This is a genomic window from Micromonospora sp. Llam0, assembly GCF_003751085.1.
GTDB lineage: Bacteria > Actinomycetota > Actinomycetes > Mycobacteriales > Micromonosporaceae > Micromonospora_E.
In genome coordinates this window covers 3,723,657-3,750,279 of the sequence record NZ_RJJY01000001.1, presented here as the reverse complement: position 1 = coordinate 3,750,279, position 26,623 = coordinate 3,723,657, and the positions used below count along the sequence as shown (strand labels likewise).

Annotated in this window: 28 protein-coding genes; 14 read left to right on the top strand and 14 right to left on the bottom strand. The window is 72.3% G+C overall.

The features are described from left to right. Positions 1–11: 11 nt before the first annotated feature. From EDC02_RS16340 to EDC02_RS16330, 3 genes are read right to left on the bottom strand one after another with little or no spacing between them, the layout of a single operon-like run. Positions 12–866 carry a carbohydrate ABC transporter permease gene (locus EDC02_RS16340; protein ID WP_123602709.1) on the bottom strand — a complete coding sequence of 285 codons (855 nt, stop codon included), beginning with the start codon at positions 864–866 and terminating at the stop codon, positions 12–14. 1 nt (position 867) lies between these two features. After that, positions 868–1,809, bottom strand: a complete 942-nt coding sequence (locus tag EDC02_RS16335) for a carbohydrate ABC transporter permease (protein ID WP_123602708.1) — start codon at positions 1,807–1,809, stop codon at positions 868–870. A gap of 59 nt (positions 1,810–1,868) precedes the next feature. Then, positions 1,869–3,179 carry an extracellular solute-binding protein gene (locus tag EDC02_RS16330; RefSeq protein ID WP_199757657.1) on the bottom strand — a complete coding sequence of 437 codons (1,311 nt, stop codon included), beginning with the start codon at positions 3,177–3,179 and terminating at the stop codon, positions 1,869–1,871. A 267-nt stretch (positions 3,180–3,446) separates the two neighbouring features. Here EDC02_RS16330 and EDC02_RS16325 point away from each other — a divergent pair, with 267 nt between their 5' ends. Genes EDC02_RS16325 through EDC02_RS16315 form a run of 3 tightly spaced genes read left to right on the top strand, consistent with a single transcriptional unit; the run spans position 3,447 to position 6,606 of the window. Further along, positions 3,447–4,136 carry a hypothetical protein gene (locus EDC02_RS16325; RefSeq protein WP_158632206.1) on the top strand — a complete coding sequence of 230 codons (690 nt, stop codon included), beginning with the start codon at positions 3,447–3,449 and terminating at the stop codon, positions 4,134–4,136. Between the two features lie 9 nt (positions 4,137–4,145). Then, entirely contained in the window at positions 4,146–5,552 is a 1,407-nt protein-coding gene (locus tag EDC02_RS16320) for a class II 3-deoxy-7-phosphoheptulonate synthase (protein ID WP_123602706.1), read from the top strand. A gap of 31 nt (positions 5,553–5,583) precedes the next feature. Next, complete coding sequence (locus EDC02_RS16315) at positions 5,584–6,606, top strand: low specificity L-threonine aldolase (protein WP_123604846.1); 1,023 nt, start codon at positions 5,584–5,586, stop codon at positions 6,604–6,606. Here the strand turns inward: EDC02_RS16315 and EDC02_RS16310 are convergent. Then, positions 6,603–7,349 carry a TetR/AcrR family transcriptional regulator gene (locus EDC02_RS16310; RefSeq protein ID WP_123602705.1) on the bottom strand — a complete coding sequence of 249 codons (747 nt, stop codon included), beginning with the start codon at positions 7,347–7,349 and terminating at the stop codon, positions 6,603–6,605. The genes EDC02_RS16315 and EDC02_RS16310 overlap by 4 nt on opposite strands. Before the next feature lie 75 nt (positions 7,350–7,424). Here EDC02_RS16310 and EDC02_RS16305 point away from each other — a divergent pair, with 75 nt between their 5' ends. Together EDC02_RS16305 and EDC02_RS16300 are read left to right on the top strand one after the other, a co-directional pair. Beyond that, positions 7,425–8,375 (top strand): ATP-binding cassette domain-containing protein, encoded by a 951-nt coding sequence (locus EDC02_RS16305; RefSeq protein WP_123602704.1) that lies wholly within the window; start codon positions 7,425–7,427, stop codon positions 8,373–8,375. Continuing rightward, positions 8,372–9,151, top strand: coding sequence for an ABC transporter permease (locus EDC02_RS16300; RefSeq protein ID WP_123602703.1), 780 nt, complete (start codon positions 8,372–8,374; stop codon positions 9,149–9,151). The genes EDC02_RS16305 and EDC02_RS16300 overlap by 4 nt, the downstream gene beginning before the upstream one ends. Positions 9,152–9,158: 7 nt before the next feature. Here the strand turns inward: EDC02_RS16300 and EDC02_RS16295 are convergent, their stop codons facing one another. Together EDC02_RS16295 and pknB are read right to left on the bottom strand one after the other, a co-directional pair. Next, entirely contained in the window at positions 9,159–10,088 is a 930-nt protein-coding gene (locus tag EDC02_RS16295) for a deoxyribonuclease IV (RefSeq protein WP_123602702.1), read from the bottom strand. 1 nt (position 10,089) lies between these two features. Continuing rightward, entirely contained in the window at positions 10,090–12,171 is a 2,082-nt protein-coding gene (gene pknB / locus EDC02_RS16290; RefSeq protein WP_123602701.1) for a Stk1 family PASTA domain-containing Ser/Thr kinase, read from the bottom strand. Between the two features lie 215 nt (positions 12,172–12,386). Here pknB and EDC02_RS16285 point away from each other — a divergent pair, with 215 nt between their 5' ends. The 4 genes from EDC02_RS16285 (at position 12,387) to EDC02_RS16270 (ending at position 15,571) form a co-directional block, all read left to right on the top strand. Then, entirely contained in the window at positions 12,387–12,782 is a 396-nt protein-coding gene (locus EDC02_RS16285) for an Rv2175c family DNA-binding protein (protein WP_158632205.1), read from the top strand. Between the two features lie 5 nt (positions 12,783–12,787). Then, the gene (locus EDC02_RS16280; protein WP_123602699.1) at positions 12,788–13,201 is read left to right on the top strand and encodes a lycopene cyclase domain-containing protein; all 414 of its coding nucleotides are present in this window, start codon (positions 12,788–12,790) and stop codon (positions 13,199–13,201) included. Next, positions 13,198–13,605, top strand: coding sequence for a lycopene cyclase domain-containing protein (locus EDC02_RS16275; protein ID WP_123602698.1), 408 nt, complete (start codon positions 13,198–13,200; stop codon positions 13,603–13,605). The genes EDC02_RS16280 and EDC02_RS16275 overlap by 4 nt, the downstream gene beginning before the upstream one ends. 139 nt (positions 13,606–13,744) lie before the next feature. Next, complete coding sequence (locus EDC02_RS16270) at positions 13,745–15,571, top strand: S8 family peptidase (RefSeq protein ID WP_123602697.1); 1,827 nt, start codon at positions 13,745–13,747, stop codon at positions 15,569–15,571. Positions 15,572–15,593: 22 nt separating this feature from the next. Here EDC02_RS16270 and EDC02_RS16265 read toward each other — a convergent pair whose 3' ends face one another. Next, the gene (locus EDC02_RS16265) at positions 15,594–16,676 is read right to left on the bottom strand and encodes a polyprenyl synthetase family protein (RefSeq protein WP_233605963.1); all 1,083 of its coding nucleotides are present in this window, start codon (positions 16,674–16,676) and stop codon (positions 15,594–15,596) included. Positions 16,677–16,736: 60 nt separating this feature from the next. On the opposite strand from EDC02_RS16265, the gene metF reads away from it, so the two are divergent. Both metF and EDC02_RS16255 read left to right on the top strand, forming a co-directional pair. After that, a complete protein-coding gene (gene metF, locus EDC02_RS16260) occupies positions 16,737–17,654 on the top strand; it encodes a methylenetetrahydrofolate reductase [NAD(P)H] (RefSeq protein ID WP_123602696.1) in 918 nt (305 codons plus the stop codon). A 41-nt stretch (positions 17,655–17,695) separates the two neighbouring features. Further along, on the top strand, positions 17,696–18,373 hold the full coding sequence (locus tag EDC02_RS16255) for a CDP-alcohol phosphatidyltransferase family protein (RefSeq protein ID WP_123602695.1): 678 nt from the start codon (positions 17,696–17,698) through the stop codon (positions 18,371–18,373). Positions 18,374–18,390: 17 nt separating this feature from the next. On the opposite strand, the gene EDC02_RS16250 is transcribed toward EDC02_RS16255, so the two are convergent. Genes EDC02_RS16250 through EDC02_RS16225 form a run of 6 tightly spaced genes read right to left on the bottom strand, consistent with a single transcriptional unit; the run spans position 18,391 to position 23,909 of the window. After that, positions 18,391–19,941 (bottom strand): NAD(P)/FAD-dependent oxidoreductase, encoded by a 1,551-nt coding sequence (locus tag EDC02_RS16250; protein ID WP_123602694.1) that lies wholly within the window; start codon positions 19,939–19,941, stop codon positions 18,391–18,393. Positions 19,942–19,994: 53 nt separating this feature from the next. After that, positions 19,995–21,170 (bottom strand): glycosyltransferase family 2 protein, encoded by a 1,176-nt coding sequence (locus EDC02_RS16245; protein WP_123604844.1) that lies wholly within the window; start codon positions 21,168–21,170, stop codon positions 19,995–19,997. Positions 21,171–21,183: 13 nt separating this feature from the next. Then, entirely contained in the window at positions 21,184–21,987 is an 804-nt protein-coding gene (locus tag EDC02_RS16240; RefSeq protein ID WP_123602693.1) for a carotenoid biosynthesis protein, read from the bottom strand. Beyond that, positions 21,984–22,586 carry an N-acetyltransferase gene (locus EDC02_RS16235; protein ID WP_123602692.1) on the bottom strand — a complete coding sequence of 201 codons (603 nt, stop codon included), beginning with the start codon at positions 22,584–22,586 and terminating at the stop codon, positions 21,984–21,986. Before EDC02_RS16235 ends, EDC02_RS16240 begins: the two co-directional genes overlap by 4 nt. A 13-nt stretch (positions 22,587–22,599) precedes the next feature. After that, positions 22,600–23,424 (bottom strand): monooxygenase, encoded by an 825-nt coding sequence (locus EDC02_RS16230; RefSeq protein ID WP_123602691.1) that lies wholly within the window; start codon positions 23,422–23,424, stop codon positions 22,600–22,602. Further along, on the bottom strand, positions 23,421–23,909 hold the full coding sequence (locus EDC02_RS16225) for a YbaK/EbsC family protein (RefSeq protein WP_123602690.1): 489 nt from the start codon (positions 23,907–23,909) through the stop codon (positions 23,421–23,423). Before EDC02_RS16225 ends, EDC02_RS16230 begins: the two co-directional genes overlap by 4 nt. 108 nt (positions 23,910–24,017) lie before the next feature. Between EDC02_RS16225 and EDC02_RS16220 the strand changes: the two genes are divergently transcribed. From EDC02_RS16220 to EDC02_RS16210, 3 genes are all read left to right on the top strand, one after another. Next, positions 24,018–24,500 carry an NUDIX domain-containing protein gene (locus tag EDC02_RS16220; protein WP_123602689.1) on the top strand — a complete coding sequence of 161 codons (483 nt, stop codon included), beginning with the start codon at positions 24,018–24,020 and terminating at the stop codon, positions 24,498–24,500. Positions 24,501–24,778: 278 nt separating this feature from the next. Continuing rightward, positions 24,779–25,321, top strand: a complete 543-nt coding sequence (locus EDC02_RS16215; RefSeq protein ID WP_123602688.1) for a GNAT family N-acetyltransferase — start codon at positions 24,779–24,781, stop codon at positions 25,319–25,321. 143 nt (positions 25,322–25,464) lie between these two features. Further along, positions 25,465–25,662: a DUF397 domain-containing protein gene (locus tag EDC02_RS16210; protein ID WP_123602687.1), complete on the top strand. Its 198-nt coding sequence runs from the start codon at positions 25,465–25,467 to the stop codon at positions 25,660–25,662. Between the two features lie 76 nt (positions 25,663–25,738). Here EDC02_RS16210 and EDC02_RS16205 read toward each other — a convergent pair whose 3' ends face one another. Then, positions 25,739–26,623 carry a diacylglycerol kinase family protein gene (locus EDC02_RS16205; protein WP_123602686.1) on the bottom strand — a complete coding sequence of 295 codons (885 nt, stop codon included), beginning with the start codon at positions 26,621–26,623 and terminating at the stop codon, positions 25,739–25,741.

Sequence of the window (26,623 nt, the reverse complement as noted above, 5' to 3'; positions counted from 1 at the left end):
GGGGTCAGGTCCTACTTGACCGCGCCGGCCAGCACGCCCCGGGTCAGGGTGCGCTGGAAGATGAGGAAGAACAGCACCGCCGGCACGATGCCGAGCAGCGCCGACGCGCTGGTGGTGGTGGCGTCCATCATCCGGTCTCCCTGCAGCACGCCGAGCGCGACCGGCACCGTCTGCTTGTCGTTGGAGATGAGGAAGATCAGCGGCAGGAAGAACTCGTTCCAGGTCCAGATGAAGAAGAAGGTGAACAGCACCGACAGCGTCGGCCAACTGGTCGGCACCACCACCTTCCACAGCACCCGCCACTTGCCCGCCCCGTCCATCGCGGCGGCCTCCAGCAGCTGTCGCGGGAAGTCGCGGAACACCGAGGAGAGCAGGTAGGTGCCGAACGCGGCCTGGATCGCGGTGAAGATGATGATGACCGCGATCCGGCTGTTGTAGAGCCCGACCTGTTTGGACAGGTAGTACAGCGGGTAGACCAGCGCCTCCTGCGGCAGCAGGTTGGCCAGCAGGAAGAACATCAGGAAGGCGAGTCGTCCGCGCATCCGGCCGATGCCGATCGCGTACGCGTTGAGCACCGAGATCACCACCGCGCCGACGGCGACCGTGGCGCTGATCAGGAAGCTGTTCCACAGCTTCTCGCCGAAGTCGACCCGGAACCAGAAGTCGACGATGCCGCGCAGGTAGAGCTCGCCGGGTAGGGAGAGCGGACCGTTGGCGGCGTACTCGGCCGGCGCCTTCACCGCGTTGAGCGCCACGACCAGGAACGGCGCCAGCACCAGCAGGGTGAGCACGGTCAGGCCGATCAGGACGGTCGAGGCGGTCAGCCGGCCGGGCCGGCCGCGCCGGGCAGCTGTGGCGGCGACCATCTCAGCTCCCTTCCAGGCGCTCGTCGCGGGTCTGGATCCGTAGGAACAGGTAGGTCAGCACGACGATGATGGCGGTCAGTACGGTGGCGATCGCCGAGCCGTATCCGGCGTCGGCCTTCTCGAAGAAGTTCTGGTAGGCGAAGTACGACGGCACCAGGGTGGCGTTGCCCGGGCCACCCCGGGTCAGCACGAAGATCTGCCCGAAGATCTTCAGCGCGGCGATGGTGGTGGTGACCAGCACGACGTAGATCTCCGGCTTGATCTGGTGCACCGCGATCCGGGTGAAGCGCTGGAACCAGCCGGCTCCGTCGAGGTCGGCCGCCTCGTAGAGCTCCGGATCGACCCGTTGCAGTCCGGCCATGAACATCACGACCGGGTAGCCGAGCTGGAACCAGACCATCACCGCCATGACGCTGAGCAGGGCGTACGCCGGGTCGCCGAGCCAGTTCTGGGCGAGGGCGCCCAGGCCGACACGCTCCAGGATCGAGTTCAGCGCACCGTAACTGGGGTGCAGGATCCAGCCCCAGACGATGCCGGTCACCGCGACCGGCAGCACCTGCGGCAGGTACAGCCCGGACCGGAACACGCTCGCCGTACGTGGGCCGATCCGTTTGGCCACGTAGTCGAACAGGACCGCGGCGAGAAACAGGCCGAGCAGCGTCGGCAGCACCGCCATCGCGAGGATGATGAAGCCGATGTTGCGGAACGAGATCCAGAAGTTGGTGTCGTGCAGCAACCGGTCGTAGTTGTCGAACCCGATCCACTCCGGCGTCCCGACGCCGGACCACCGGGTGAAGCTGATCCCGATGTTCATCAGCAGCGGCACGACGATCACGGCGAGGAACAGCACGATCCCGGGCAGCAGGAAGGCTACGTATCCGTAGTCCGCTTTCCGGGCGCCGACGCGGGTACCGGGGTGGGGGCGGGTGAGCGGCTTGACCATGGAACCTCCCGGAGCAGACCGGGCGCCGGGGACCGGCGTCCCCGGCGCACGGTCGTCGCTCACTCGCCGATGCTGGCCAGGTTGTCGTTGTACGGCTTGGCGATCTCGTCGAGCACCTCGTCCGGCGACTTGCTGCCGTTGATCAGCTGCTGGATCCCGGCGACCAGGACGTCGTAGTAGCCCGGTGCCGGCCAGTCCGGGTAGAAGGCCAACCCGTCCGAGTCGTTGAGCGTGTTGAAGTTCTCGATCAGCTCCTTGGCCTTCGGGTTGCTGATCGCCGCCGGGTCAGCGGCCAGCGGGACCCCGCCGGACTCGCCGAGCAGGTTCTGGATGTCCGGCTGCATCGTGATGTCGATGAAGTCGTAGGCGAGGTCCTTGTTCTTGGCGTTGCTCGGCACCACCCAGATGTTTCCGCCGGAGCCGGGGTGCAGGTCGCTGCCGGGGAAGAGGAAGGTGCCCCACTCGAAGCCGGTGATCTCGTCGCTCATCCGGCCGTACCACCAGCTGCCGGAGATCATGATCGGGAAGCTGCCCTGGGTGAAGGCGACGCCCATGTCCTCGGCCTTGATGCCGGCGGAGTCGGCGCCGATGTAGCCCTTGTCGACCCACTCGGCGAATGTGGTGGCCGCGTAGCTGAACTCCGGCCCGTGGAAGTCGACCGGGTTGGCGTACAGCTGGAAGTCGTCGACGAAGGACCGGTCGGCCTGGGTCAACGCCAACTCGTAGAGGATCTGCTGGGCCGGGTACTCGGCGCCGCCGACCGAGATGGGGGTGACGCCGTTGTCGACGAAGGTGTCCAGCACGCCCTCGAACTCGGCGAAGGTGGTGGGCACCGACAGGTCGTACTCGGCGAACATGTCCTTGTTGTAGTAGACCATGACGAATTCGCCGTAGTTGGGGATGCCGTACCAGGTATCGCCGCCCATCACCCCGTTGGCGTCGTACTGGCAGGTGGTGGCGACGCTCGGCGAGATCATCTCGTCCCAGCCGCGTTCGGCCACCACGTCGCTGAGGTCGGTGAGCAGCCCCTGCTTGGACAGCAGGCCGGCGGTGGCGTTGCCCTTGTTGTACTCCAGGATGTCCGGGCCCTGATCGGAGTTGAGGATCATGCCGGCGTTCTGCCGGATCTGCTCGAAGCCCTTCTCCTCGTAGACCACGGTGACGCCCGGATGGCTGGCCTCGAACTGTTTGATGGCTTCGGCCCAGGCGATGCCCATGGCGCTGTTGGCGCCTTCGTAGTGCCACAGGCGAAGGGTGCTGCCGTCGCCGCTGTCGTCGGCGTCGGCGCCGCAGGCCGACAAGGTCAGGGCGGTGGCGGTGAGTACGGCGGCTATCAGGGTGCGGGTGCTTGTTCTCGGTTGACGGAACACTTCCAGCCTCCTCGCGGGTGTGCCGCAGTGGCGGCGCGGTGCAGGCGCCGCCACGGGACAGGGGTCGGGTGAAGGTCACGGACCGCGGTGAGGTCGCCTGCTGACGGCGGGCTCTCGAGCGCGGCTGATTGGTGGAGAGGGGAGCCGACTTCGGTTGTCGAAACGCTTCGACGAAGCGATTCGACAAGGAAGCTACGACTGTGTCGACGGCATGTCAATCCCTCGACGGATCAGTTACCGCCGGCCCGGTCGTAGACTCGGCGGCTGGTGATGGCGGCCAGCGGCGACGTCGGCCAGCGGTACGGGAGGCACGGGATGCGGACCAGTGCGCTACGGATGCGGACCCGGGCGCTACCAGCCCGCAGTGTGGCCGTCGGTGCCCTGGCCCTGCTGACATTGACGGCCACCGGCTGCACCGGCAGTCCGCAACCACAACCGGGACCGGGGCCGACCGGAACGGACGGGCCCGTTGGTGCCGAAGAGTCCCGGCGGCTCGTGCAGGACTACCTCGATGCGATGGCCACCAAGGACGTCGATAAAGGGCGCGCCCAGCTCTGCACCGCGACACAGGAGATCTTCGACGCGAGCGCCACCGGCCCCAACGGCGACTTCGCCGAATCGTTGTTGGTGGAGCGGGCGGAGATCGTGGATTCCCGGCCGGTCCCGGTCGGCCACGAGGTCACCGCCACCGTCACCGCCGCCGTCGGATCCATCACGCTCCGGGCCGGGGCGGAGACGGTCCGGGTCAGTCTCGTGTTCACCGTGACGCCGGCCGGCAGTGGCGACGGCGGCTGGTGCATCCACGACGAGACCGCCACGCCGGACCAGCCCAGCGACACCGATCCGGGCGACACCGACGCTGACGCCGATCCGGGCGACGCCGCCGCTGACGCCGATCCGGCAGGTGCGCCGGGTACCGCCCCGGCCGGCCGGGGCGCCGCCGCGCCGCCGGACTAGGCTTTGGCCATGGGCCAAGAATGGCATCAGTTGCGCTATCCGTCGGTCGGGCACCCGAGCCTGCAGACCAGCCGTCCCGCCGCCGACTCGGTCGAGGACGAGGCGTTCGGGCTGGACCGGTGGCGTGGCCTGCCCCGGGCACAGACACCGCCCTGGCCGGATCCGGCCGTGGTCGACGAGGTGTGCCAGGTGCTGGGCAACGTCCCGTCGGTGGTCGCCCCGTACGAGGTCGACCAGTTGCGGGATCGGCTGGCGCTGGTCTGTGACGGCAAGGCCTTCCTGCTGCAGGGCGGCGACTGCGCTGAGACCTTCACCGACAACACCGAGAGCCACCTGCTGGCCAACGCCCGCACCATCCTGCAGATGGCGGTGGTGCTGACGTACGGCGCGTCGCTGCCGGTGGTCAAGGTTGCCCGGGTCGCCGGCCAGTACACCAAGCCCCGCTCGTCGCCGACTGACGCGCTCGGGTTGCCCGCGTACCGCGGCGACATGATCAACTCGCTGGACACCACGGCACAGGCCCGGGTCGCCGACCCGCAGCGGATGATCCGGGCGTACGCCAACTCCGCCGCCGCGATGAACATGCTCCGCGCCTACCTCGCCGGTGGGTTGGCCGACCTGCACGCGGTGCACGACTGGAACAAGGGGTTCGTCAAGCGGTCCCCGGCCGGCGAACGCTACGAGGCGATCGCCCGGGAGATCGACCGGGCGTTGGCGTTCATCCAGGCCTGCGGGATGACCGACGACGAGGCGTTGCGCACCGTCACCCTCTACTGCTCGCACGAGGCGCTCGCGCTGGAGTACGACCGGGCGCTGACCCGGATCTCCGGCGACCGCCCCTACGGACTGTCCGGGCATTTCCTGTGGGTCGGCGAGCGGACCCGGCAGATCGACGGCGCGCACATCGACTTCATTTCTCGCATCGCCAACCCGATCGGCGTCAAGCTCGGCCCGGGCACCAGCCCCGAGCAGGCCCTCGAGCTGTGCGAGAAGCTCAACCCGGACAACATTCCCGGCCGGCTCACGCTGATCAGCCGGATGGGCAACCACAAGGTCCGCGACGCGTTGCCGCCGATCGTGGAGAAGGTCACCGCCGCCGGTGCGCGGGTGGTGTGGCAGTGCGACCCGATGCACGGCAACACCCACGAGTCGTCCAACGGCTACAAGACCCGCCACTTCGACCGGATCGTCGACGAGGTGCTCGGCTACTTCGAGGTGCACCGGGGCCTGCAGACCCACCCCGGCGGTCTGCACGTCGAGTTGACCGGCGAGGACGTCACCGAGTGCCTCGGCGGTGCCCAGGCGATCGAGGACATCCACCTGCCGGACCGGTACGAGACCGCCTGCGACCCGCGGCTCAACACCCAGCAGTCCCTGGAGCTGGCCTTCCTGGTCGCGGAGATGCTCCGTGGCTGAGCCGGCCCTGGCCGGCAGCGCCACCGGGCCGGTGATCGACCTGCGGTCGGACACCGTCACCCGACCGACGCCGGGGATGCGGGCGGCGATGGCCGCGGCCGAGGTCGGCGACGACGTGTACGGCGAGGACCCGACGGTCAACGCACTGGAGGCGCAGGTCGCGGCGATGTTCGGCCACGAGGCCGGACTGTTCGCCCCGACCGGTTCGATGGCCAACCAGGTCGCCCTGCAGACCCTGGTGCCGCCGGGTGGCGAACTGCTCTGCGACGCCGACGCCCACGTGGTCACCTACGAGGTCGGCGCCGCCGCCGCGTACGGCGGAATCTCCTCGCGGACCTGGCCGGCCGCCGGCGGCGACCTCGACCCCGACCTGGCCGCGGCGATGATCCGCCCGGCCGGGTACGGCGCGGTCCCGACCCGGGCGGTCGCCGTCGAACAGACCCACAACCGCTCCGGCGGACAGATCATCGGGCTGGACGTGCTGCGCCGACTGCGTGAGGTGACCGCGGCGGTGGGGGTGGCGCTGCACTGCGACGGGGCGCGGATCTGGCACGCCCACGTCGCCGACGGTGTGCCGTTGGCCGAGTACGGCGCGTTGTTCGACACTCTGTCGGTGTGCCTGTCCAAAGGGCTTGGCGCGCCGGTCGGTTCGGTGCTGGTCGGCAGCGCCGAGCGGGTCGCGGCCGCCCGCGTCCTGCGTAAGCGGATGGGTGGGGGGATGCGTCAGGCCGGGGTGCTCGCCGCCGCCGGGCGGTACGCCCTGGCGCACCACGTGGACCGGCTCGCCGACGATCATGTGCGGGCGGCCCGGCTGGCGCGGACACTGGAGCCGTACGGTGTGGTGCGCTCGGACCAGGTGCGCAGCAACATCGTCGGTCTCGACCTGACCAAGACCCCGCTGGCCGCCCCGGCGTTGGCCGAGGCGGCTAGGGCCGACGGGGTGCTGGTGTCGGTGGTCGGGCCGACCGCCGCCCGGCTGGTCACCCACCTGGACGTCGACGACGCGGCGGTGGACCGGGCGGGCGAGGTGCTCGGCGCCATTCTGCGCCGCTAGCGCTCCAGTAGCCGCTGCAGCCCGTCGATGATCCGGTCGAGCCCGAACAGGAACGACCGGTGCGGGTCGCCGATAGCGTTGTACTCCTGGCCGGCGGCGGTGCCGACCCGCGACGAGATCGGGTAGGCGTCGGGCGGCATGACCCGTTCCAGAATCGGCGCGTTGATCTCCCACCACTGGGCGTCGGTGATCCCCGACTGGCTGAGGGCCTGTCGCGCCTCGATGGAGGCCTTGGCTGCGCTGGCGGTGAATCCGCTGATCAGGGTGACGACCTGATCCATCTCCAGGTCGGTGAATCCGGCGCCCTCGATCGCGGCCAGTTGCCACTCGTAGCGGTCCGATCCGTTTGGCCCGATCCACGGCCGGCTGTTGTCGACGTGCAGCAGCCACGGGTGGCGGTGCGCCTCGTCCCACTGGTGGCGGGCCACCGAGTGCAGGCGCTGCCGCAGGTCGCCGGAGTGCGGCGGTAGCGGCTGCTCGCCCATCACCTCGTCCACCATCAGGCCGATCAGCTCGGACCGGCCCGGCACGTAGGTGTAGATCGACATCAGTTTCAGGCCGAGCCGGTCCGCCACCTTGCGCAGGGAGAAGGCGGACAGGCCTCCGTCGTCGGCCACCTGGATCGCCGCCTGTATCACCTCGTCCACGCTGACCCGCTGTTTCGGCCCGCGGGTGCCCTGCGGGGTGCCCAGGGCGCGGCGCCAGAGCAGCGTCAGGGTGCGGTCGACGTCCTGATCAGCCATCTGCGAAGGATATCCCGTGTGGTGTACGGTGTTGCGGCGGTATATTCCGTAACCCATACGGAGTTAGGAGCGCGAGTGACGACGGAACACGCCCTGACAGCCCACGGCCTCCGCAAGCGGTACGCCGACCTGCCCGCCCTCGACGGTGTGGACCTGCAGGTCCCCGCCGGAGGCATCCACGGTCTGCTCGGTCCCAACGGCGCAGGCAAGAGCACCGCAGTCAAGGCCATGGCCACCCTGATCGACTTCGACGCCGGTGCGGTGCGGGTGGCCGGACTCGACGTACGCACCCAGGCCCGACGGGTCCGCGAACGGATCGGCGTGGTGGGTCAGAACCCCGCCGTCGACGAGATCCTCGGCGGCCGGCAGAACCTGGTGATGTTCGGCCGGCTCTACGGGCTCAGCAAGATCGACGCACGGCGGCGCGCCGATACGCTGCTCGCCCAGTTCGACCTCACCGCCGCCGCCGACCGGGCGGTGGCCACCTACTCCGGCGGCATGCGTCGCCGGCTGGACATCGCCGCCGGGATGATCGTCGCACCGGCGGTGCTGTTCCTCGACGAGCCGACCACCGGCCTGGACCCCCGCGCCCGCAACGAGGTGTGGCGCAGTGTCCGGGGCGTCGCCGAGCAGGGCACCACGGTACTGCTGACCACCCAGTACCTCGACGAGGCGGACCAACTGGCCACCGGGATCACCGTGCTGCACCACGGCCGGGTCGCCGCCAGCGGTACCCCGGACGCGTTGAAGCGCCAGATCGGCGGCGACCGGGTCAGCCTCGCCCTGGCCGCGGGCGAACCCCTCGAGCCACTCGCCGATCGACTGCGCCGTGCGGTCGGCGCGCCGGTGACCGTCGACGACGATGCACGCCGGGTGACCGTCGAGGTCGGCGCCGCCGTCACCGGGCTGGCCGCCGTCGTGCGCACCCTCGACGACCTGGGAATCACCCCGGAAGACCTGCAACTGCGCCGCCCGACGCTCGACGAGGTGTTCCTCGCGCTGACCGACAAGGAGGCCGGACGGTGACCACCCTGCGCGCCGGATGGATCATCACCCAACGGGACCTGGCCCACTGGGCACGCCAACCGTGGACCCCGATCTTCAACCTGCTCTTCACGATCATGCTGCTGCTGATCTTCGGGTTCCTGTTCGGCGGGGCGATCACCGTCCCCGGCGGCGGCGACTACCTGGCGTTCCTGCTCCCCGGCATGCTCGCCCTGACCATGATGTTCGGCGTCGAGGCGACCAGCATCGCGATGGCACAGGACGCCCGCAAGGGGATTACCGACCGGTTCCGTTCGATGCCGATCGGTGGCGCGGCGGTCTCGCTCGGCCGGGTCGGCGCCGACCTGTCCACCTCGGCGGTCGAACTGCTCGTACTGATCGGCGGCGGGCTGGCCGTCGGCTGGCGGATCGACGCCGGCCCGGCGTCGATCGCCCTGGCCGTCGGGCTGCTGCTGTGGCTGCGCTTCGCCCTGCTGTGGCTCGGCATCTACCTCGGCCTGCTGCTGCGCGGCGAAGGCGCGACGATGGCCGTGCAGGTCCTGGTCTGGCCGGTCGGGTTCCTCTCCACCGCGATCGTGTCCGCCGAGACCATGCCCGGCTGGCTCGGCACGATCGCCGCCTGGAACCCGCTGTCGGCCACCGCCACCGCCGCCCGGCAACTGTTCGGCAACCCGACCGGGGTCACCGACGGTCCGCTGGTCGACGGCGCGGTGTGGCTCGCGATCGGCTGGCCACTGCTGATCACCGCGATTTTCGCCCCGCTCGCCGCGCGGGCCTACCGCAAGCTCCGCACCTGACCTCGGGTCAGCGCGCTGACGACGGTTGGCGGACGGCCACCAGCCCGGCCGGGCCGTCCGCCACCTCGGCCAGGCGACGCAGCGTGGCGATGTCGGCGGCGTGCCCGACGTGCTTCTCGCTCGGCGTCTCGACCAGCACCGGCACGCCGGCGGTGGCCGGATGCCGCATCAACTCGGCGAACGCCGCCTCGCCGATCATGCCCGCGCCGATCGTCTCGTGCCGGTCCCGGGTGGACCCGCAACCGTCGCGGGAGTCGTTGGCGTGCACCAGCCGCAGCCGGTCCGTCCCGACGGCGTCGACCAGCGCGTCGACCGTCGCGGTCATGCCACCCGGGGTGGCCACGTCGTGCCCGGCGGCCCACGCGTGGCAGGTGTCGAAGCAGACCCCCATCCGGGGATGCCAGTCCACCGCGGCGAGGTACGGCCGCAGATGCTCCACCCGGGACGCCAGCGACCGGCCGCCGCCGGCGCTCGGCTCCACCAGCAGCGTCGGCCCGTTGGCGGCCTCGGCGTCGTCCAGCAACGGCAGCAGCGCCTCGCGTACCTGACGCATCGCGGTGTCGGCGTAGCCGTCGTCGACGGCGCTGCCGGCGTGGAAGACAACTGCCTCGGCGCCGATCGCCCGGCCCCGGCGCAGCGCGTGCGCCAGGGTCGCGGCGGAGCGTTCCACCGTGGCGGCGGTCGGCGAGCCGAGGTTCACCAGCAGCGAGGCGTGGATGTACGCGCGCAGCCCACGTTCGGCGCAGCCGTCGCGGAACGCCACGTCCTGCGCCGGGTCACCGGCGGGCATTGCCCAGCCGCGCGAGTTGCCGACGTACACCTGCACCACCTCGGAGGCGGCCGCGGCGGCGTACGGCAGCGCGGCCCGGGCCAGCCCGCCCGAGGTGGGCGTGTGCGAGCCGACCGGCCGGTGCCCGGCGGAACCGTCGACCGGCATCTCAGAGACAGCCGATCACGATCTCGGTGCCCGGCGGCACCTCGGACCCGTCGTTCGGGGTCTGGTAGCGGACCGTGCCGTTGGGGTTGAAGTCGACCCGGACCGGGAAGCCCAGGCCCTGCAGCTCGGCCAGCGCCTCCTGACACGGCCGGTCGATCATCCTCGGCACCACGATTGCCGGCGGGCCCTCGCTCACCCTGAGCTTGATCTCCGTACCCTCTTCCACCCCGGCGCCGTCCGCCGGCTCCTGACTGATGACCTGGTCCTTCGGCTTGTCCGACTCCTCGGAGGCGACCAGCGGCTCGAGCTTGAGCTCCTCCAGCATCCGGCGTGCCTCGTCGACGTTGAGCCCCACCACGTTGGGCACGGTGATCGGGGCCCGGCCCTTGCTGACCGTCACCTTCACCACGTCGCCGGCCTGCACCTCGGTGCCGACCGGCGGGTCGACGGCGGCCACCACGCCGGCGGGCAGGTTGTCGTCGTACCGGTCGGCCGCCTGCTCCAACACCAGTTGCGCCTTTTCCAGGTCGACCCGGGCCAGGTCGAGCGTCTTGCCGACCACGTCCGGCACCTCGTAGCGCTCCGGGCCGAGGGAGAAGGTCAGTACGATCTCGCCGCCGCGGACGACCCGGCCGTTGCCGGGCGGATCCTGGGCCAGCACCAGATCCCGGGCGATGGTCTCGTCGTGCCGGGGGTCGGCGACGCTGATCGTGAGGCCGCGCTGCGCGGCCAGTGCCTGCGCCTGTGCCTGGTCGAGGCCGACCATGCTGGGCGCGACGGTGTACCGGCCGGCCCCGAGCCACCAGCCGCCGACCCCGAGCAGCAGCAGGAACACCAGCGCCCCGGCGATCGCCGCCAGCCGGGCCCGCGGGTCCTCCGCCAGCCGGTCCCGCAGCCCGCCAGGGCCTGCGCCGCCGGGCGGCTCGGTGCTCTTCGCCCGGCTCCGTTCGACGCCGCGCCGGCGGGCGGGCGCCGGGTCGGCCCCGCCGCTGGCGATCACCGGAGGCCCACCGGCGGCGGCCGAGCGGACCACGGTGCTGGAGGCGGCCCGGCGGCGCGGTGCCGACCGGTCGCGCCGGTCCTTCGGCTCCGGCAGTCGGGCCCAGGACGGGCGCTCGGCCTCCGGCACCGGCGAGACCGCCATCGTCGGCTGCGCCAGTTGGCGCAGCACCGCCGTGTTGGCGCTCGCGTTGCCGAGATCGTCGCGGACCACCTGGACGTCGGACAGCAGCGCTCCGGCGTCGGTGGGGCGCTGACCCGGATCCCGGCGGGTGGCCCGGACGACCAGGTCGTCGACCATCGCCGGGACACCCGGCACCGACTGCGACGGCGGTGGCACGTCCTGGTCGACGTGCTGCCAGGCGACCTCCGCCGGGCGGTCGCCGTCGTAGGGCACCCGACCGGTGAGCATCTCGAACAGCACGATGCCCGCCGAGTAGACGTCGGTACGCGGATCGGCCCGGCCCTGGGTGACGAGCTCCGGTGCCACGTACGCCACGGTGGCCATCAACTGGCCGCCGCCGGCCTCGGCGCTGGCCTGCACCGCCTGGGCGAGACCGAAGTCGGCGACCTTCACGACGCTGTCGATCAGGTTCCCGGCGCCACCGGTCGGCGCCTCGGCGACCAGCACGTTCTCGGGTTTGACGTCGCGGTGCACCAGGCCGGCCCGGTGGGCGGCACCGATCGCCGCCAGCATCTGCTCCAGGATCGCCAGCGCCTCGCCCGGGTTGAGCCGCCGTCGCTCGGCCAGCACGTCGCGCAGCGTCCGGCCCCGGACGTACTCCATCACCAGGTACGGCAGCCCGAGATGGGTGCCCTGGTCGTAGACGGCGACCACGTTGGGGTGGGTCAGCCGGGCGATGGTCTTGGCCTCGTCGGTGAACCGGTCGAGGAACCCGGCGTCGCGGCCCTGCACGTCGTTGAGCTGCGTCGGATGGATGATCTTCAGCGCGACGGTGCGCTCGAGCCGTTCGTCGGTCGCCGTGTACACGGTCGCCATGCCACCCCGTGCCACCCGGGCACGGATCCGGTACCGCCCGTCGATCAACGAGCCCAGCAGCGAGTCGGCGACCTGTGTGTCCATCGGCTGGCAGTCTATGCGGCCGCAGGGGGAGGGCAGAACTCCGATCAGGCCGGGTCCACCGAACCGGGCCAAACCGTTACCTGCCGGCAGCGTACGGCGACCACCCGACGACCCAGGCAGGGAGGAGCCAGGGAGGAACCGGACGGGATCACCCGGGCGTGCCTCCGGACGGGGTCAGTGGTGCCGGCGGGGGTGGTGCGTGGCAGGGTGGTGACGTGACAGATCCCGCCTCGACCCCAGCGCCGCCGGCCCCCGGCGGGTCCGGGCCGGTGACCGCCGGGGAGCCGGCCGGTTGGCTGACCCTGCCCGATGTCGCCGAACGCCTCGACGTGACGATCAGCAAGGTCCACCAGATGGTCCGGGACCGGGAGCTGCTCGCCGTCCGGCGCGACGGGGTCCGCCGGGTGCCGGCCGAGTTGGTGGCCAACCACACCGTACGCAAGCACCTGCCCGGCATCCTGACCCTGCTGCACGACGCCGGCTTCTCCGACGAGGAGATGCTGGGCTGGCTGTACCGGCCGGACGACTCGCTGCCCGGCACGCCCGCGACGGCGCTCGGCGGGGACCGCGCCCGCGAGGTGAAACGTCGGGCACAGGCCGAGGGTTTCTGACCGGCATGGGTCAGCTCAGCTACCTGGCGGTGCTGGCCGGCTGCCTGTTCGCCGCGATCTGGTTGGAGCCGGCGCTGCGGGTCAACGTGCTCCGCCGGTGGCGTCGGCTGGCGCTGACCCTGCTGGCGGTGGTGGCGGTCTTCGTCGCCTGGGACCTGGCCGCGATCGCCGTCGGACACTGGAGTTTCGACCCCGCCCAGACGACCGGGGTGCTGCTGCCCGGCCGGCTGCCACTGGACGAACTGCTGTTCTTCGTGGTCGTGCCGATCTGCACGGTGCTGGGGTTCGAGGCGGTCCGCGCGGTGCGTACCCCGCCCGGCCGCCCACGCCGCCCCGACGACCGCTGGTCGGCGGGCGACGAGGCCGACCACCGGCCGGCGGGCGACGAGGCCGATGCCGACCGGCGGCGGGTCCGGTGAGCTACACCGTCGCCGCGCTGCTCGGGGTGGTGGCCGCCGTGCTGGTCGACCTCGTGGCGCTGCGCACCCGGCTGGTGCTGCGGGCGGTCTTCTGGGCGACCTACCCGATCATCGTCGGCTTCCAGTTGCTGTCCAACGGGATCCTGACCGGCCGCGACATCGTGCGTTACGACCCGGCGGCCATCGTCGGGCTGCGGATCGCGTACGCGCCGGTCGAGGATCTGCTGTTCGGCTTCGCGATGGTGCTGTTCACCCTGTCGGTGTGGGTGTGGCTGGGGCGACGCGGCGTGCAGCGCACCCCGGTCGCCGGCGAGGGCGACTGGCTGCTCGCCCGGCTGCGGCGCCGTCCGGGCGCCAGCCCGGGGACGCCGGCGGAGACGACCGTTGACCAGAAACTGCTATGAATTCGCACCGATTTGTTTACGGCAAAGTTCGCCGTGATGTGATGCATTGATCTGCGTCATCTGATCGTTTAGTGTCCGTACCACGGTCGCGCGAACCTACCTACCCCGTTCTGTTCTTTCTCGAAGGGGACATTCTGTCATGGGAAAGGTTCGACATGTTCGTGGCGGGCGGCTCGCCGCCGTCGGCGCGGCACTGGCGGCGCTGCTGGCGTTCAGCACCGTCGCCGCGGCACCCGCGCAGGCCGCCGGTGAGATCCTCGGCACCGCCAACCCGACCGCGATCAAGGACAGCTACCTCGTCGTCTTCGCCGACCGTGGCGCGTCCGCCCGCCGGGTGGACGAACTCACCAGCACGTTGGCCGGCCGGTACGGTGCCCGGGTCGACTACACCTACCGGCACGCGCTGCGCGGCTTCGCCGGCCGGCTCAGCGAGCGGACCGCCCGCCGGCTGGCCGCCCACCCCGACGTGGCCTACGTCGAGCAGAACGGCGAGGTGCGGACCACCGCCACCCAGACCAACCCGCCGTCCTGGGGCCTGAACCGGATCGACCAGCGGAATCTGCCACTGGACAACGCCTACACCTACCCGAACACCGCGTCCGGCGTCACCGCGTACATCATCGACACCGGCATCCGCACCACGCACAACGACTTCGGCGGCCGGGCGGTGTGGGGCGTCAACACGGTGGGCGGCAGCAACTCCGACTGCAACGGGCACGGCACCCACGTCGCCGGCACCGTCGGCGGCACCTCGTACGGGGTGGCCAAGGCGGTCCGCCTGGTCGCCGTGAAAGTGCTCGACTGCGCGGGCAGCGGCTCGTTCGCCGCGGTGACGGCCGGGGTCGACTGGGTGACCGGCCACCACACCTCCGGTCCGGCGGTGGCCAACATGAGCCTGGGCGGCCAGGGCAGCAACACCACCCTGGAGAACGCGGTACGCAACTCCATCGCCGACGGCGTGGTCTACGCGATCGCCTCCGGCAACTCCAGCGCCAACGCCTGCAACTTCACCCCGGCCCGGGTCAGCCAGGCGATCACCGTCAACGCCAGCGCCAGCAACGACGCCCGGGCCTCCTTCTCCAACTACGGAAGCTGCACCGACATCTTCGCGCCCGGGGTCAGCATCACCTCGGCCTGGCACACCGGCAACACCGCCACGAACACCATCAGCGGCACGTCGATGGCGGCACCGCACGTCGCCGGCGGTGCGGCGCTGCTACTGGGCGCCAGCCCGAACCTGACCCCCGCCCAGGTCGCGACCGCGATGTCCACCATCGCCACCCCCAACAAGATCACCAACGCGGGGAGCGGCTCGCCGAACCGGCTGCTGTTCGTCAACACCGGCGGCGGTACGCCGGGCGGGCCGGCCGTCGACAACCCGGGCGCGCAGAACACGCCGCGAGGCGTTCCGGTCAGCCTGCGGATGACCGCCTCCGGTGGTACCGCGCCGTACACCTGGTCGGCGACCGGGCTGCCGGCCGGGCTGTCGATCAGCTCCTCGACCGGGCTGATCACGGGGACGCCGACGACCGTCCGGACGTACAGCGTGACGGTGACCGCCCGCGACGCCGCCAACCGGACCGCCGCGACCGCCTTCAGCTGGACGGTCGGGCAGAACCTGGACGGCACCTACGCCTGCTCGGTGCCGTCGGGGTACACCTACGATCTGGTGGTCAGCCGGCTCAACGTCTGCAGCCCGAACAACTTCGCCAACAGCTACCGGCTGCGGCTGCCCAGGGACAACATCTCCACCTGTACCGTCCCGTCCGGGTACACCTACGACCTGGTGACCAGCCGGCTCAACACGTGCAGCCCGAACAACTTCGCCAACAGCTACCGGATCCGGGTGCCGGTGGTCGGGATGTGGGCCTGCCGGGTGCCGACCGGGTTCAGCTACGACCAGGTACGCAGCCAGCTCAACGTCTGCAGCCCGAACAACTTCGCCAACAGTTACCGGCTGAGCTGAGCCGTTCTGGGGTGGGCGGCGGTCAGCCGGTACGGGTGGTCGCCGCCACCGCCAGCTCCCGGAGCACCTGCCCGGCCTCGGGATCGACCGGCACCGGCCCCAGCGCGGTCAACGCCCGCTCGGTCAGCTCGGTGATCCGCGCCTCGGTGACGGCCAACGCGCCACTGGCGACGATCACCTCGCGCAGCCGTTCGATCCCGTCGGCGTCGAGCGTCGGGTCACCGAGCCGGTCGTCCAGCAACGCCCGCCCGGCCGGCGACGTCGTCTGGTACGCCGACGCCACCAGGAAGGTACGTTTGCCCTCCCGCAGGTCGTCGCCGGCCGGCTTGCCGGTGAGCGCCGGGTCACCGAACACCCCGAGTACGTCGTCGCGCAGCTGGAACGCCTCCCCGAGCGGCATCCCGTACCCGGAGTAGCCGGCGGCGACGGCGGCCGGCGCGTCGGCCAACGCCGCGCCCAGCAGCAGCGGCCGCTCCACGGTGTACTTCGCCGACTTGAGCCGGGCCACCTGGGTGGCCCGGTGCACCGAGGTGTCGCCGGTGAACTGGGTGAGCACATCCAGGTACTGCCCGACGGTGACCTCGGTGCGCATCTCGTCGAAGACCGGCCGGCCCCTGCGCAGCATCTCGTCGGTCAGCCCGGCACCGTGCAGCAGCTCGTCGGACCAGACCAGGCACAGGTCGCCCAGCAGCACCGCCGCCGAGGCACCGAAGCCGTCCGCCGGCCCGCGCCACCCGCTGCGCCGGTGGTGTGCGGCGAACCGCCGGTGGATCGACGGCTCGCCGCGCCGGGTGTCCGAACCGTCCATCAGATCATCGTGAATCAGGGCGCTGGCCTGCACGAACTCCAGCGCGGCCAGGGCCGTGACCACCTCGGGTGAGTCGCCGCCGCCGGCTCCCCGGTAACCCCAGTAGCCGAACGCCGGCCTCAGCCGTTTGCCGCCGCCGAGCACGAAGTCCTCGATCGCCGCGGCCACCGGCAGCAGCGCCTCGTCGATGTCGCCCAGCCAGCGTCGCCGGCCCTGGAGGAAGTCGGCCAACGCCTGGTCGACACGTCGACGCAGGTCTGCCCGGTCGGTCGGCGCCACCGTGATGCTGTCTGCCACTCCCTGACGCTATCGGCTGGTCGATGCGCCGCCCGCAAGCCACCCGGTACAGTCGGCTGCGTGGCTCTCGGTCTACCGTCCGTACTCCCCGGCTCGCAGCCGTCGATCGGGGAGCTGATCCGCGCCGGCCAGCCGACCTTCTCGTTCGAGTTCTTCCCGCCCAAGACCCCCGCCGGTGAGCGGCTGCTCTGGCAGGCGATCCGCGAGCTGGAGCCGCTGCGGCCGTCGTTCGTGTCGATCACCTACGGCGCCGGTGGCACCACCCGGGACACCACGGTCGACGTCACCGAACGGATCGCCACCGAGACGACCCTGCTGCCGATGGCGCACCTGACCGCCGTCGACCATTCGGTCGCCGAGCTGCGCAACGTCATCGGCCGGCTGGCCGGTGCCGGGGTGCGTAACGTGCTCGCCGTGCGCGGTGACCCGCCCGGTGACCCGACCGGGGAGTGGGTAGCCCACCCGCAGGGGGTGCGCTACGCCGAGGACCTGGTCCGGCTGGTCCGCGAGTCGGGCGACTTCAGCGTCGGCGTGGCCGCCTTCCCGTACAAGCACCCGCGCTCGCCGGACATCGCCACCGATACCCGGTACTTCATCCGCAAATGCCGGGCCGGTGCGGATTTCGCGATCACCCAGATGGTCTTCGACGCCGACGACTACCTGCGGCTGCGGGACCGGGTCGCGGCGGCCGGCTGCGACACCCCGATCCTGCCCGGCGTGATGCCGGTCACCAAACTGGCCACCATCGAGCGCTCCGAGCAGCTGTCCGGGGCTCCGTTCCCGCCGGCGCTGGCCGCCCAGTTCGCCCGGGTCGCCGACGACGCCGAAGCGGTCCGTCGGCTCGGCATCGACCAGGCCAACCAGCTCTGCCAGCGGCTGATCGACGAGGGCGTGCCCGGTCTGCACTTCATCACCATGAACCGGTCGACGGCCACCCGTGAGGTGTGGCTCAACGTCGCCGCCGGCGCCCGGGCGTGACCGGCCCGCCACCCGAGCCGTCCCGCAGCGGTTGAGCTGTCGTGGAGACCCGGCTCAACTGGCAGGACTACGCCGTCACCTGGGCGCGGCTGCACGGCGGTTTCGACCCCCGCACCGCCACCCCGGTGGTGCGGTACTGGCTGCGCGCCGCGCACGCCGTCGCCGACCTGCTCGGCCGGGCCAAGGTCGGCCCGACTGCGGTCACCGTCGCCGGTGTGCTGCTCTGCCTCGGGGTGCCGGTGCTTGCCCCGCGCGGCGGTCCCGGCCTGCTCGCCGCCGCCGGCCTGGTGCTGCTGGCCGCGGTCGCCGACACCGTCGACGGCGCGTTGGCCGTGGTCACCGGCCGGACCACCCGGCTGGGCTACGTCTACGATTCGCTCGCCGACCGAGCGGGTGAGGCGTTCTGGCTGCTCGGCTTCTGGCTGGCCGGTGCCCCCGGCCCGCTGGTCGTCGCCGCCGGCACGCTGTCCTGGCTGCACGAGTACCTGCGGGCCCGGGCGGCGGCGGCCGGCATGCGGGAGATCGGCGCGGTGACGGTCGGGGAACGACCGACCCGGGTCAGCATCGCCCTGGTCGGCCTGCTGTTGGCCGGTGCCGCCGGGCTGATCGCGCCGGACCTCGCCGCCGGGGTGCTCACCCTGGCCACCGCAGTCTGGGTGCTGCTCGGCCTGTTCGGGCTCAGCCAACTGTTCACCGCGGTCCGCCGCGCCCTGGCCTGACGGTCCTGGGCGTTGGCTCAGCGGCCGGCCGGGCCGATCTGGTCGGCGACGATCTGCGCTGACAGGGTCACCATCGGCAGCCCGCCACCGGGATGCACCGACCCGCCGACCAGGAACAGCCCGGCCGCCGGTGCCCGGTTCGCCGGGCGCAGCAGCCCGCCGGCCGTACCGTAGATCGACCCGCCCGGCGTGCCGGTCGCCGTGGCCAGGTCCGCCGGCGTGCGTACCTCGCGGAACAGCAGCCGGTCCCGCACGTCCACCCCCCGGTCGGCCAGCACCCGCAGCACCTGATCGGCGTACGCGTCGGCCAGACCCGGCCGGCGCCAGTCCACCCCGGCCAGTGACAGGTCCTGCCGGGCCGCGTTGACCAGCACGAACCACGCCTCGTGGCCGTCCGGCCGGGCCGCCGGATCGTCGGCGACCGTCACGAAGATCGTCGGATCGGTGGCCGGCCGAGCCGGCCGACCCCGCCCCGGGTCACCGAACACCGCGTCGAACTCGGCGTCGTAGTCGCGCGGGAAGAACGCCGTGTGGTGGGCCAGCTCCGGGGTCCGGCCGCGCACGCCGAGCAGCAGCACGAAACCGCCGAGGCTGCGGTCGGTCAGTCGGGTCAGCCGCCGGGCGTGCGGCAGCAGCTCCCGGTAGACCCGGGACGCGTCCACATTGGCCACCACCACGTCGGCCGGCACCGGACGGGCCTCACCGGCCACCCGGACGCCGTGCACCCGGCCACCGGCCGCGTCGATCGCGGTGACCATCGACCCGGTCCGCACCACCACGCCCAGGTCCAGGCAGCGGGACAGTAGCGCGTCGGCGAGCGCCCCCAGCCCGCCCCGCACGTACCAGCCGCCGAAGGTCAACTCGGCGTACGGCACGGCGAGCAGCGCCGCCGGAGCCCGCCGAGGGTCCGCGCCGGTGTACGTGGCGTACCGCTCCAGCAGGGTCCGTAGTCGCGGGTCGCGCACCTCGCGGCGCAGCACCCCGCGCAGGCTGCGGCCGGGGGCGACCGCCGCCAGGTCGCCGAGCCGGTACGCCATCCGCGCCATCGCCAGCGGCGAGCCGACCTCCCGGCGCAGCACGTCCCGCCAGGAGGCGTCCCAGATCCGCCGGGCCCGGCGCCACACCCGCTGCCAGTCGTCGGCGGCCCCGTCGCCGAAGGCCACCGCGACCCGTTCGGTGAACGCCGCCGGGTCGGCGCACGAGTCGAGCCAGCACGAGTCGACACGGCGTGGGTCGACACGGCGTGGGTCGACCCGGCCTCCCGACCCGCCGGGCCCGGTCGGGAATCGGTGCCGCACGATCGGATCCAGCTCGACCAGGTCGAGCACCTTCTCCAGCGGCTCGCCGGTGCCGTCGAACAGGTCGGCGAAGACCTGCGGCAGGGTCAGCAGGCTCGGCCCGGTGTCGAAGGTGAACGCGCCGTCGGGGGTCTGTCGGGTCCAGCGGGCCAGTTTCCCGCCGACGGTATCGGCCTGTTCGATGACGGTGACGTCGTGCCCGCCGTGGGCCAGCCGAATCGCGGCGGCCAACCCGCCGACCCCGGCGCCGATCACCGCCACCCGGCTCATCGGTGCTCCTCCTCGCAGCTGTTCGGCTCCGGCGCGACCGCACGGCACGCCGATCAGGGCAGGGCCACCGGGCGACCGCGCCAGGCGAGGCGCCGTCGCTTGCGCAGATAGTAGGACCGGATCACGAGCCAGCCGAGCAGCGCGACCGAGACCGGATGTGCCAATCCGTCCGGCATCGCCCGGCCGCCGGTGGCCCGGGCGGTGAGCGCCCGCCCGGTCACCCCGAGCCCGTACCCGACGGCACCGGCCGTGACCAGCGCCGCCGCCGCCGGACCGGCCCCGGCGGCCAGCCCGGCCAGCCCGACGACGCCGAGCACCGGCGGGGCCGCGTACAACATCAACAGTCCGGCCACGACGGCGGCCGCGCCGGCCGGCGACGGCAGCGACGCCCACAGCGACTTGGTGTAGCCGGCGGACAGCTCCCGCCAGGACCCGTACATCCGGCAGGTCGCCAACGCCGAACCGTCGGCCAGGGCGATCCGCCCACCGGCCCGCTTCACCGCACGGGCCAGCCCGATGTCCTCCAGTACCTGGTCCCGCACGGCGGCGTGCCCGCCGGCCCGCCGGTACGCGTCCCGGTCGACCAGCAGGAACTGCCCGCCGGCGGCGGCCAGCGAGGTACGCGGCGAGCGTTCCATCGCGCGCAGCGGCAGGAACGTCAGCCAGCTCCACTGCAGCAGCGGCTGGACCAGTCGCTCGCCTGCCGACCCGGCGACGATCCGCGGGTACGGGCTGAGCAGCTGCGCCGGCACCGACCGCAGGGTGCCGACGGCGGCGGCGACCGCCCCGGGGGCGAGGACCACGTCGGCGTCCACGAAGACCAGCACCCCGGCCGGTGCGGCGGGGACCGCGTCGGCGAGCTGCTGGCAGGCGTGCGGCTTGCCCAGCCAACCGGGCGGCAGCGGCGCACCGGCGATCAGCCGTACCCGGGGATCGTCGCCGGCGACCTCGGCGACCACCTCGGCGGTGCCGTCGGTCGACCCGTCGTCGAGCACCACGATCCGCCAGTCGGTCAGCTGCCGTTGGGCGAGCAGCGCCCGCAGGCACGGCGTCACCCGGTCGGCCTCGTCACGCAGTGGCAGCAGGATCGACACCGGCTCGGTCACCGGGGCCGCCGGGCCGGGCCGGCGCAGCCAGCGCAGCGTGTTGACCAGCGTCGCCGCGGTCAGCGCCAGCAGCACCGCGACGATGCCGAGGGCGCCCGTCGCCGCCGCCGTCCACCCGGTCATGCCGCCCACCCGGTCATGTCGCCCGTCGCCGCTGCTGTCCGCCGGGCCGTGTCGCCCGACGCGACCGGATCAGCGTCACCGCGAACGGCACCGCCACCAGCCCCATGCCGAGCCCGCCCCAGCCGGCCGAGGCGGGCAGCCCGAGGAACACCGCGTGGGCGAGCAGACTCGACGCGTACGTCCACAGGTACAGCGCGTACATCGGGGCGTCGGCCGGCCCGTCGACCCGGCGGGCGTCGACCCCGGCGGTGAGCCGCAGCAGCGTCATCATCACCGCCGCCACGGCCAACCAGCCCAGGTAGTTGCCGACCGGGACGTCCGGCACCCCGGGCAGCGCCGGGTCGGTGTCCAGCCAGGTCCAGTGGCCTTCGGCGACCATCTGCGGGTCGAGGAAGAGATCCCAGGCGGCCAGCGCTACCGCGCCGACGGCGATCCGGGCCACCGCCGGGCGGACCAGCCGCACCGCGACCAGCCACGCCGGCCAGGCCATCCAGGTCCAGGCCAGCGGGATGACCACCGGTACGCCGAGCAGCTTCGGCCCGAGCGTGCCGGCGTAGTCGTAGCCGCCGAACGGGACCCCGGTCGCCACCCCGCAGGCTTCGACCGCCAGCCCGCCGCCGGTGGTGACCAGCACCAGCGCGGCGGCGCTGCGCGGCCCCCGGCTGAGCACGGCGTGGCCGACCGACAGGACGAAGCCGATCGCCACGGTGGCGATGGTCAATCCGGTCCGGGTGCCGCCGCCGGTCAGCGGGTAGCCGATCTGGGCCAGCACCAGCAGCGCCAACATCGCCCAGGGCAGCACCCGTCGTGCGCTCATGACCGGCGCGGCTGCGGGTCCGTCGTCGGTCCGGCCCCCGCAGCCGGTGCTGCCTGCGGGTGGGGCAGCGGGAGGGTACGGCCGAGCACTGCGAAGGCCCGTTCGTCGCCGGGGAAGTGGAAGTCGCGCAGCACGTCGACGTAGCCGAACCGTCGGTACAGCCGCCAGGCCCGGGACCGCTGCTCGTCGGCCTCCGGGGTGGACAACAGGGTGGTCGCTCCGGCGGCCATCCCGAGCAGGGTACGCAGCTGGTGCGCGCCGATCCCGTGCCCCTGCGCCTGCGGGTGCACGTGCAGCTCCACCACTTCGAAGCAGTCGGTGAGCCAGGTGCCGCGGGCGGGTTTCGGCAGCGCGCCGCGTACCTGGTCGTGCCACCACTGCCCGGCGGCCGACCGGTAGCCGTAGCCGAACCCGGCGAGCGCGCCTTCGGCGGTGAGGGTGGCGACCGCCCGGAACCCGGGGCGCCGTACGTGGGTGGCGATGTAGCCGCGGCGTACCTCCAGCAGCTCGGCCCGGTAGTTCATCGCCTCGCCGTACACGGTGACCACGTCGTCGAGCCGCCGCAGCAGGTCGTCCGGCAGCCACGGCACCAACCTCATCGGGGTCCGCCTCTCATCCGCCGCCAGCACCGCATGTCCCATCCTCGTCCTTCCCGGCCCAGCCCTCTCCGGCCCAGCCCAGCACGGCCCGGTCGCCGGTGACACCGAGCACCTCGAACCGGGCGAAGAGTTCCTCGGCGTACCACTGTGTCACCGGGGTCCGGGTGATGGCCGCCCGGTGCTGCGGGTGACGGTACGCGAACCGGGTGAGATCCGCCGTGTCCCGCCACACGCTGACGGTGCCCTGCCAGCCCAGCGGCGCCTCGCCGACACCGAACCGGCAGTGCAGCCCGTCGGCGTCGGCCAGGGCGGCGGCGACCGGCGGCACCGCCCGCCAGAAGGTGACCGCCTTCGCCGGTCGCAGCCGCGCCCGGGTCAACGCCAGCACCGGTCGCCCGGCACCGGGCTGCCCGCCGCCCGGCTGACCGCCCGGCTGACCGCCCGGCTCACCGAACGGGGCGACGCCGGACCAGCGGCCCCGACTGTGCAGCGGCCGCAGGTCGACGCGGACCCGCGTGTCGGCGATCCGCCGCCACGACCGTCCGACCGGCGAGGTGTCGAACCCGGCAGCCGTCGCCGGGTCGTCCCACACCACCAGCGCCGCCCACCGGGTCGGGTCGACGTCGGTGGGCCCGAATCCGGTGCCGGTCCCGGTGCCGAGCAGTTTGGCGAACCGTACGCCGTCGACGCGCCGCAGCCGGCCGGCGTCGACGGCCATCCGGGCCAGCACGCGCGGCAGCCGTCGGCGGGGGACCCGCCAGACGTGCAGCGTGACCAGCCCGGGCACCGGGGCCGCGTGGTCGGGGACCGGTGCCGTGCGGTCGACGGGGTCGTTCACGCCACCTCGGCGGCGGTGCCGGCGGTGATCCGCAGCAGTTCGGCGTTGGTGGTCGGGAAGACCGCCCGGGGTACGCCGCCGGCCGCCCAGATCTCCGGGTACTGCTGCAGGGCGACGTCGACCAGGGTGCGGACCGGCTTGGGGTGGCCCAGCGGCGCGACCCCGCCGATCGGCTGCCCGGTGTGTTCCCGGACGAACTCCGGGGTGGCCCGGCGCAGCGCGTCGACGCCGAGGTCGGCGGCGACCTTCGCGGTGTCCACCCGGTGTGCGCCCGAGGTGAGCACCAGCAGCGGCTCACCGTCCGCGTCGAAGATCAACGAGTTGGCGATCTGCCCCACCTCGATGCCCAGGGCGGCCGCCGCTGCGGCGGCGGTGTGCACCGCGTCCGGCAGCAGCCGCACCCGGCAGCTGGCGCCGGAGCCGTCCCGGGCGTCGGCGGTGTTCAACGCGTCCTGCACCGCCCGCACGTTCGGATGTGTCTGCATGGCCTCTATCTTGCTCGTGACCCGGATCGCGCCGCCGCCCGGATCATTTACACCCTATTTGGGAGGGTTATGCTCCTTGTGGCGGATCTAGCGCGGAGGAATGCGAGCATGACTGCCCACCGGCTTCGGGTGGCCGCCTACGCGGTCTGTGTCGACCAGGGGCAGCTGCTGCTGGCCCGCTACGTCTCGCCGGGCGGCTCCCGGCGGCACTGGACGCTGCCCGGCGGCAAGGTCGAACACGCCGAGGACCCGGTCGACGCGGTGGTCCGCGAGGCGGCCGAGGAGACCGGCTACCAGGTCGAGGTGGAGTCGCTGCTCGGCGTCGACTCCCGTACGGTGCCCGCGCAGCGCCGGCTGCCCGGCCGCGGCGAACGGCACAACCTGGGGGTCTTCTACCGGGTACGGGTCGTCGGCGGCGCGCTGCGGCCCGAGGTCGGCGGCTCCACCGACCTGGCGCAGTGGGTGCCGCTGTCGCAGGTGCCGCAGCTGACCCGAGCGGTGATCGTCGACGTCGGTCTGGAGCTCGACCGCACCCGTCCGCCGAGCGGCCACGTCACCCCGGTCCCGGTACGCGGCCTGCTCCGCCACTGAACCCAGCCGCTCACCCTCACCCTCACCCGCCCGGCCCGCTCGGCTTCCACCTTCCGCCCCTCCTGGCCCGCCCGGCCCGCGCCAGGGGAGTGCCCCGTGCCGGCTCCCGGGGACCCAAGGTGCCTCCGCGGGCTTGATGCCATAGGTGCATCAAGATGCACCTGTGGCATCAAGCTTGACCGGTACCCCCGACCGACGAGGGTGACGCTGCGTCCGCTGCAGGTAGCGGCATCTGCCGGCGGCGCGGCGACGTACCCTGCCGGCGCTACAGTGCTGCCATGGCGGAGTTGACCACGCCGCGCCTGGTGCTGCGGCACTGGCGCGGGTCCGACCTGGAGCCGTGGGTGGCGATGAACGCCGACCCTCAGGTGCGGGAGTTCTTCCCGGGCCTGGCGACCCGCGAGCAGAGCGCCGCTACCATGGCCCGCTGCCAGGCCGGCCTGGACCAGCGTGGCTGGGGCTGGTGGGCGGTCGAGGTGGCGGCGACCGGCGAACTCATCGGCATGACCGGCCTGAGCCCGGTGGAGGCCAACATGCCGTTCGACGGGGTCGAGGTCGGCTGGCGGCTGCGCCGCGATGCATGGGGCAACGGGTACGCGACCGAAGCGGCCCGCGCCTGCCTGGCGTACGGCTTCGACACCCTCGGTCGGCCGGAGATCGTCGCGTTGACCGCCGTCGGCAACCTGCGCTCGCAGGCGGTGATGCGGCGGATCGGGATGTCCCGCGACCCGGACGGCGACTTCGACCACCCGAACGTGCCCGACAGCCCGGTGCGCCGTCACGCGCTCTTCCGGATCCAGGCCCCGCCGCGCGCACACTGACCACGATGGCCGCACCGACCGGCTGCCCTTCCGGGAACTCCACAGAGTATTGATTCGATCATTCTTTCCTGATCGGATCGGCTGGTGGATGTCGACCGAGGCCGAGCATCACGTGAACTGATCGAAGGTCTGGTGAAGGAACTATGAGCGGTACGAGTGTGGCACCACGGTGGCGTACCTCGACCCGGTCCGGCAACGGCGGCAACACCTGTGTGGAGGTCGCCGACAATCTCCCCGGCCGGGTACTGGTCCGCGACAGCAAAGACGTCACCGGCCCGGTGCTCGCCTTCGGCCCGGCCGCCTGGTCAGCCTTTGTGACCGGGCTGACCGTCACTCGCTGAGCCCGCTGAGCCCGCTGAGCCCGCTGAGCCCGCTGAGCCCGCTGAGCCCGGCAGCCCGTCAATCCGGCGGGCGGAATCAGGCCGGGACGCAGACGGTGATCGCGGCGGGGACCACCCGTACCCTCATTTTCTTGGCCTGACCCCGGGCGCCGCCGTCGAGTTCGTACGTCATCGGCTCGGCCAGCCGGATGTCGACCCGCCTGGCCCGGGTCATCCGAACGAACGGGGAGCGCTCCGAGCGCCCGACCGCCATTCGACCCAGCGTGCGCGCCCACTCGGCCGCCCCCTGCGCGGTGGTCACCCCGACCTCCAGCCAGCCGTCGTCGGGCCGGGCGTCGTCGAAGGCGTGGATGCCGCCGGTGATCCGGCCGACGTTGCCGACGAGGACGCAGCTGGCCGGTTCGTCGAACCAGGTCGTGCCGTCGACCTTGATCCGGGTCCTCGGCGTGACGCCGCCGACGTGGCGCAGACCGGTCCAGACGTACGCGAGCTTGCCGGCCCGGTCCTTCAGGTCCCGGTCGGCGTCGCGGATCAGCCGCCCGTCGAAACCGGCCCCGGCCATCACCGCGAAATGCTCGCCGTTGATCCTGCCCAGGTCGAGCCGGCGACGTTCGCCCTCGAAACCGATCCGTACCGCCTCGCCGAGGTCCTCCGGTACGCCGAGGTTGTTCGCCAGCAGGTTCGCCGTGCCGGCCGGGACGATCGCCACGGTGGCGTCGCGACCGGCCAGCGCGTCCAGACAGCGCTGCACCATGCCGTCGCCGCCCCACACGAAGACCAGCTCGGCGCCCCGCTCGACGGCCCGCCGGGCCTTCTTCGGCGCCTTGCGGCTCTTCGGCACCTCGGACCAGTCAATGTTCTCGGCACCGTACCCGGCGATCGCCGCACGCAACTCGTCAAGGCCGCCGCCGAGGGTCTTCTTGCGGTGCGTGACGACGGCGACCCGCTTCGGTGCACTCAT

Bases quoted from the DNA above. Each gene is read 5' to 3' on its own strand.
- EDC02_RS16340 (WP_123602709.1), bottom strand. From the start codon at position 866: ATGGTCGCCGCCACAGCTGCCCGGCGCGGCCGGCCCGGCCGGCTGACC.
- EDC02_RS16335 (WP_123602708.1), bottom strand. From the start codon at position 1,809: ATGGTCAAGCCGCTCACCCGCCCCCACCCCGGTACCCGCGTCGGCGCC.
- EDC02_RS16320 (WP_123602706.1), top strand. From the start codon at position 4,146: ATGGGCCAAGAATGGCATCAGTTGCGCTATCCGTCGGTCGGGCACCCG.
- EDC02_RS16310 (WP_123602705.1), bottom strand. From the start codon at position 7,349: ATGGCTGATCAGGACGTCGACCGCACCCTGACGCTGCTCTGGCGCCGC.
- EDC02_RS16295 (WP_123602702.1), bottom strand. From the start codon at position 10,088: ATGCCGGTCGACGGTTCCGCCGGGCACCGGCCGGTCGGCTCGCACACG.
- pknB (WP_123602701.1), bottom strand. From the start codon at position 12,171: ATGGACACACAGGTCGCCGACTCGCTGCTGGGCTCGTTGATCGACGGG.
- EDC02_RS16280 (WP_123602699.1), top strand. From the start codon at position 12,788: ATGGGTCAGCTCAGCTACCTGGCGGTGCTGGCCGGCTGCCTGTTCGCC.
- EDC02_RS16270 (WP_123602697.1), top strand. From the start codon at position 13,745: ATGGGAAAGGTTCGACATGTTCGTGGCGGGCGGCTCGCCGCCGTCGGC.
- EDC02_RS16250 (WP_123602694.1), bottom strand. From the start codon at position 19,941: ATGAGCCGGGTGGCGGTGATCGGCGCCGGGGTCGGCGGGTTGGCCGCC.
- EDC02_RS16245 (WP_123604844.1), bottom strand. From the start codon at position 21,170: ATGACCGGGTGGACGGCGGCGGCGACGGGCGCCCTCGGCATCGTCGCG.
- EDC02_RS16240 (WP_123602693.1), bottom strand. From the start codon at position 21,987: ATGAGCGCACGACGGGTGCTGCCCTGGGCGATGTTGGCGCTGCTGGTG.
- EDC02_RS16235 (WP_123602692.1), bottom strand. From the start codon at position 22,586: ATGAGGTTGGTGCCGTGGCTGCCGGACGACCTGCTGCGGCGGCTCGAC.
- EDC02_RS16225 (WP_123602690.1), bottom strand. From the start codon at position 23,909: ATGCAGACACATCCGAACGTGCGGGCGGTGCAGGACGCGTTGAACACC.
- EDC02_RS16220 (WP_123602689.1), top strand. From the start codon at position 24,018: ATGACTGCCCACCGGCTTCGGGTGGCCGCCTACGCGGTCTGTGTCGAC.
- EDC02_RS16215 (WP_123602688.1), top strand. From the start codon at position 24,779: ATGGCGGAGTTGACCACGCCGCGCCTGGTGCTGCGGCACTGGCGCGGG.
- EDC02_RS16210 (WP_123602687.1), top strand. From the start codon at position 25,465: ATGAGCGGTACGAGTGTGGCACCACGGTGGCGTACCTCGACCCGGTCC.
- EDC02_RS16205 (WP_123602686.1), bottom strand. From the start codon at position 26,623: ATGAGTGCACCGAAGCGGGTCGCCGTCGTCACGCACCGCAAGAAGACC.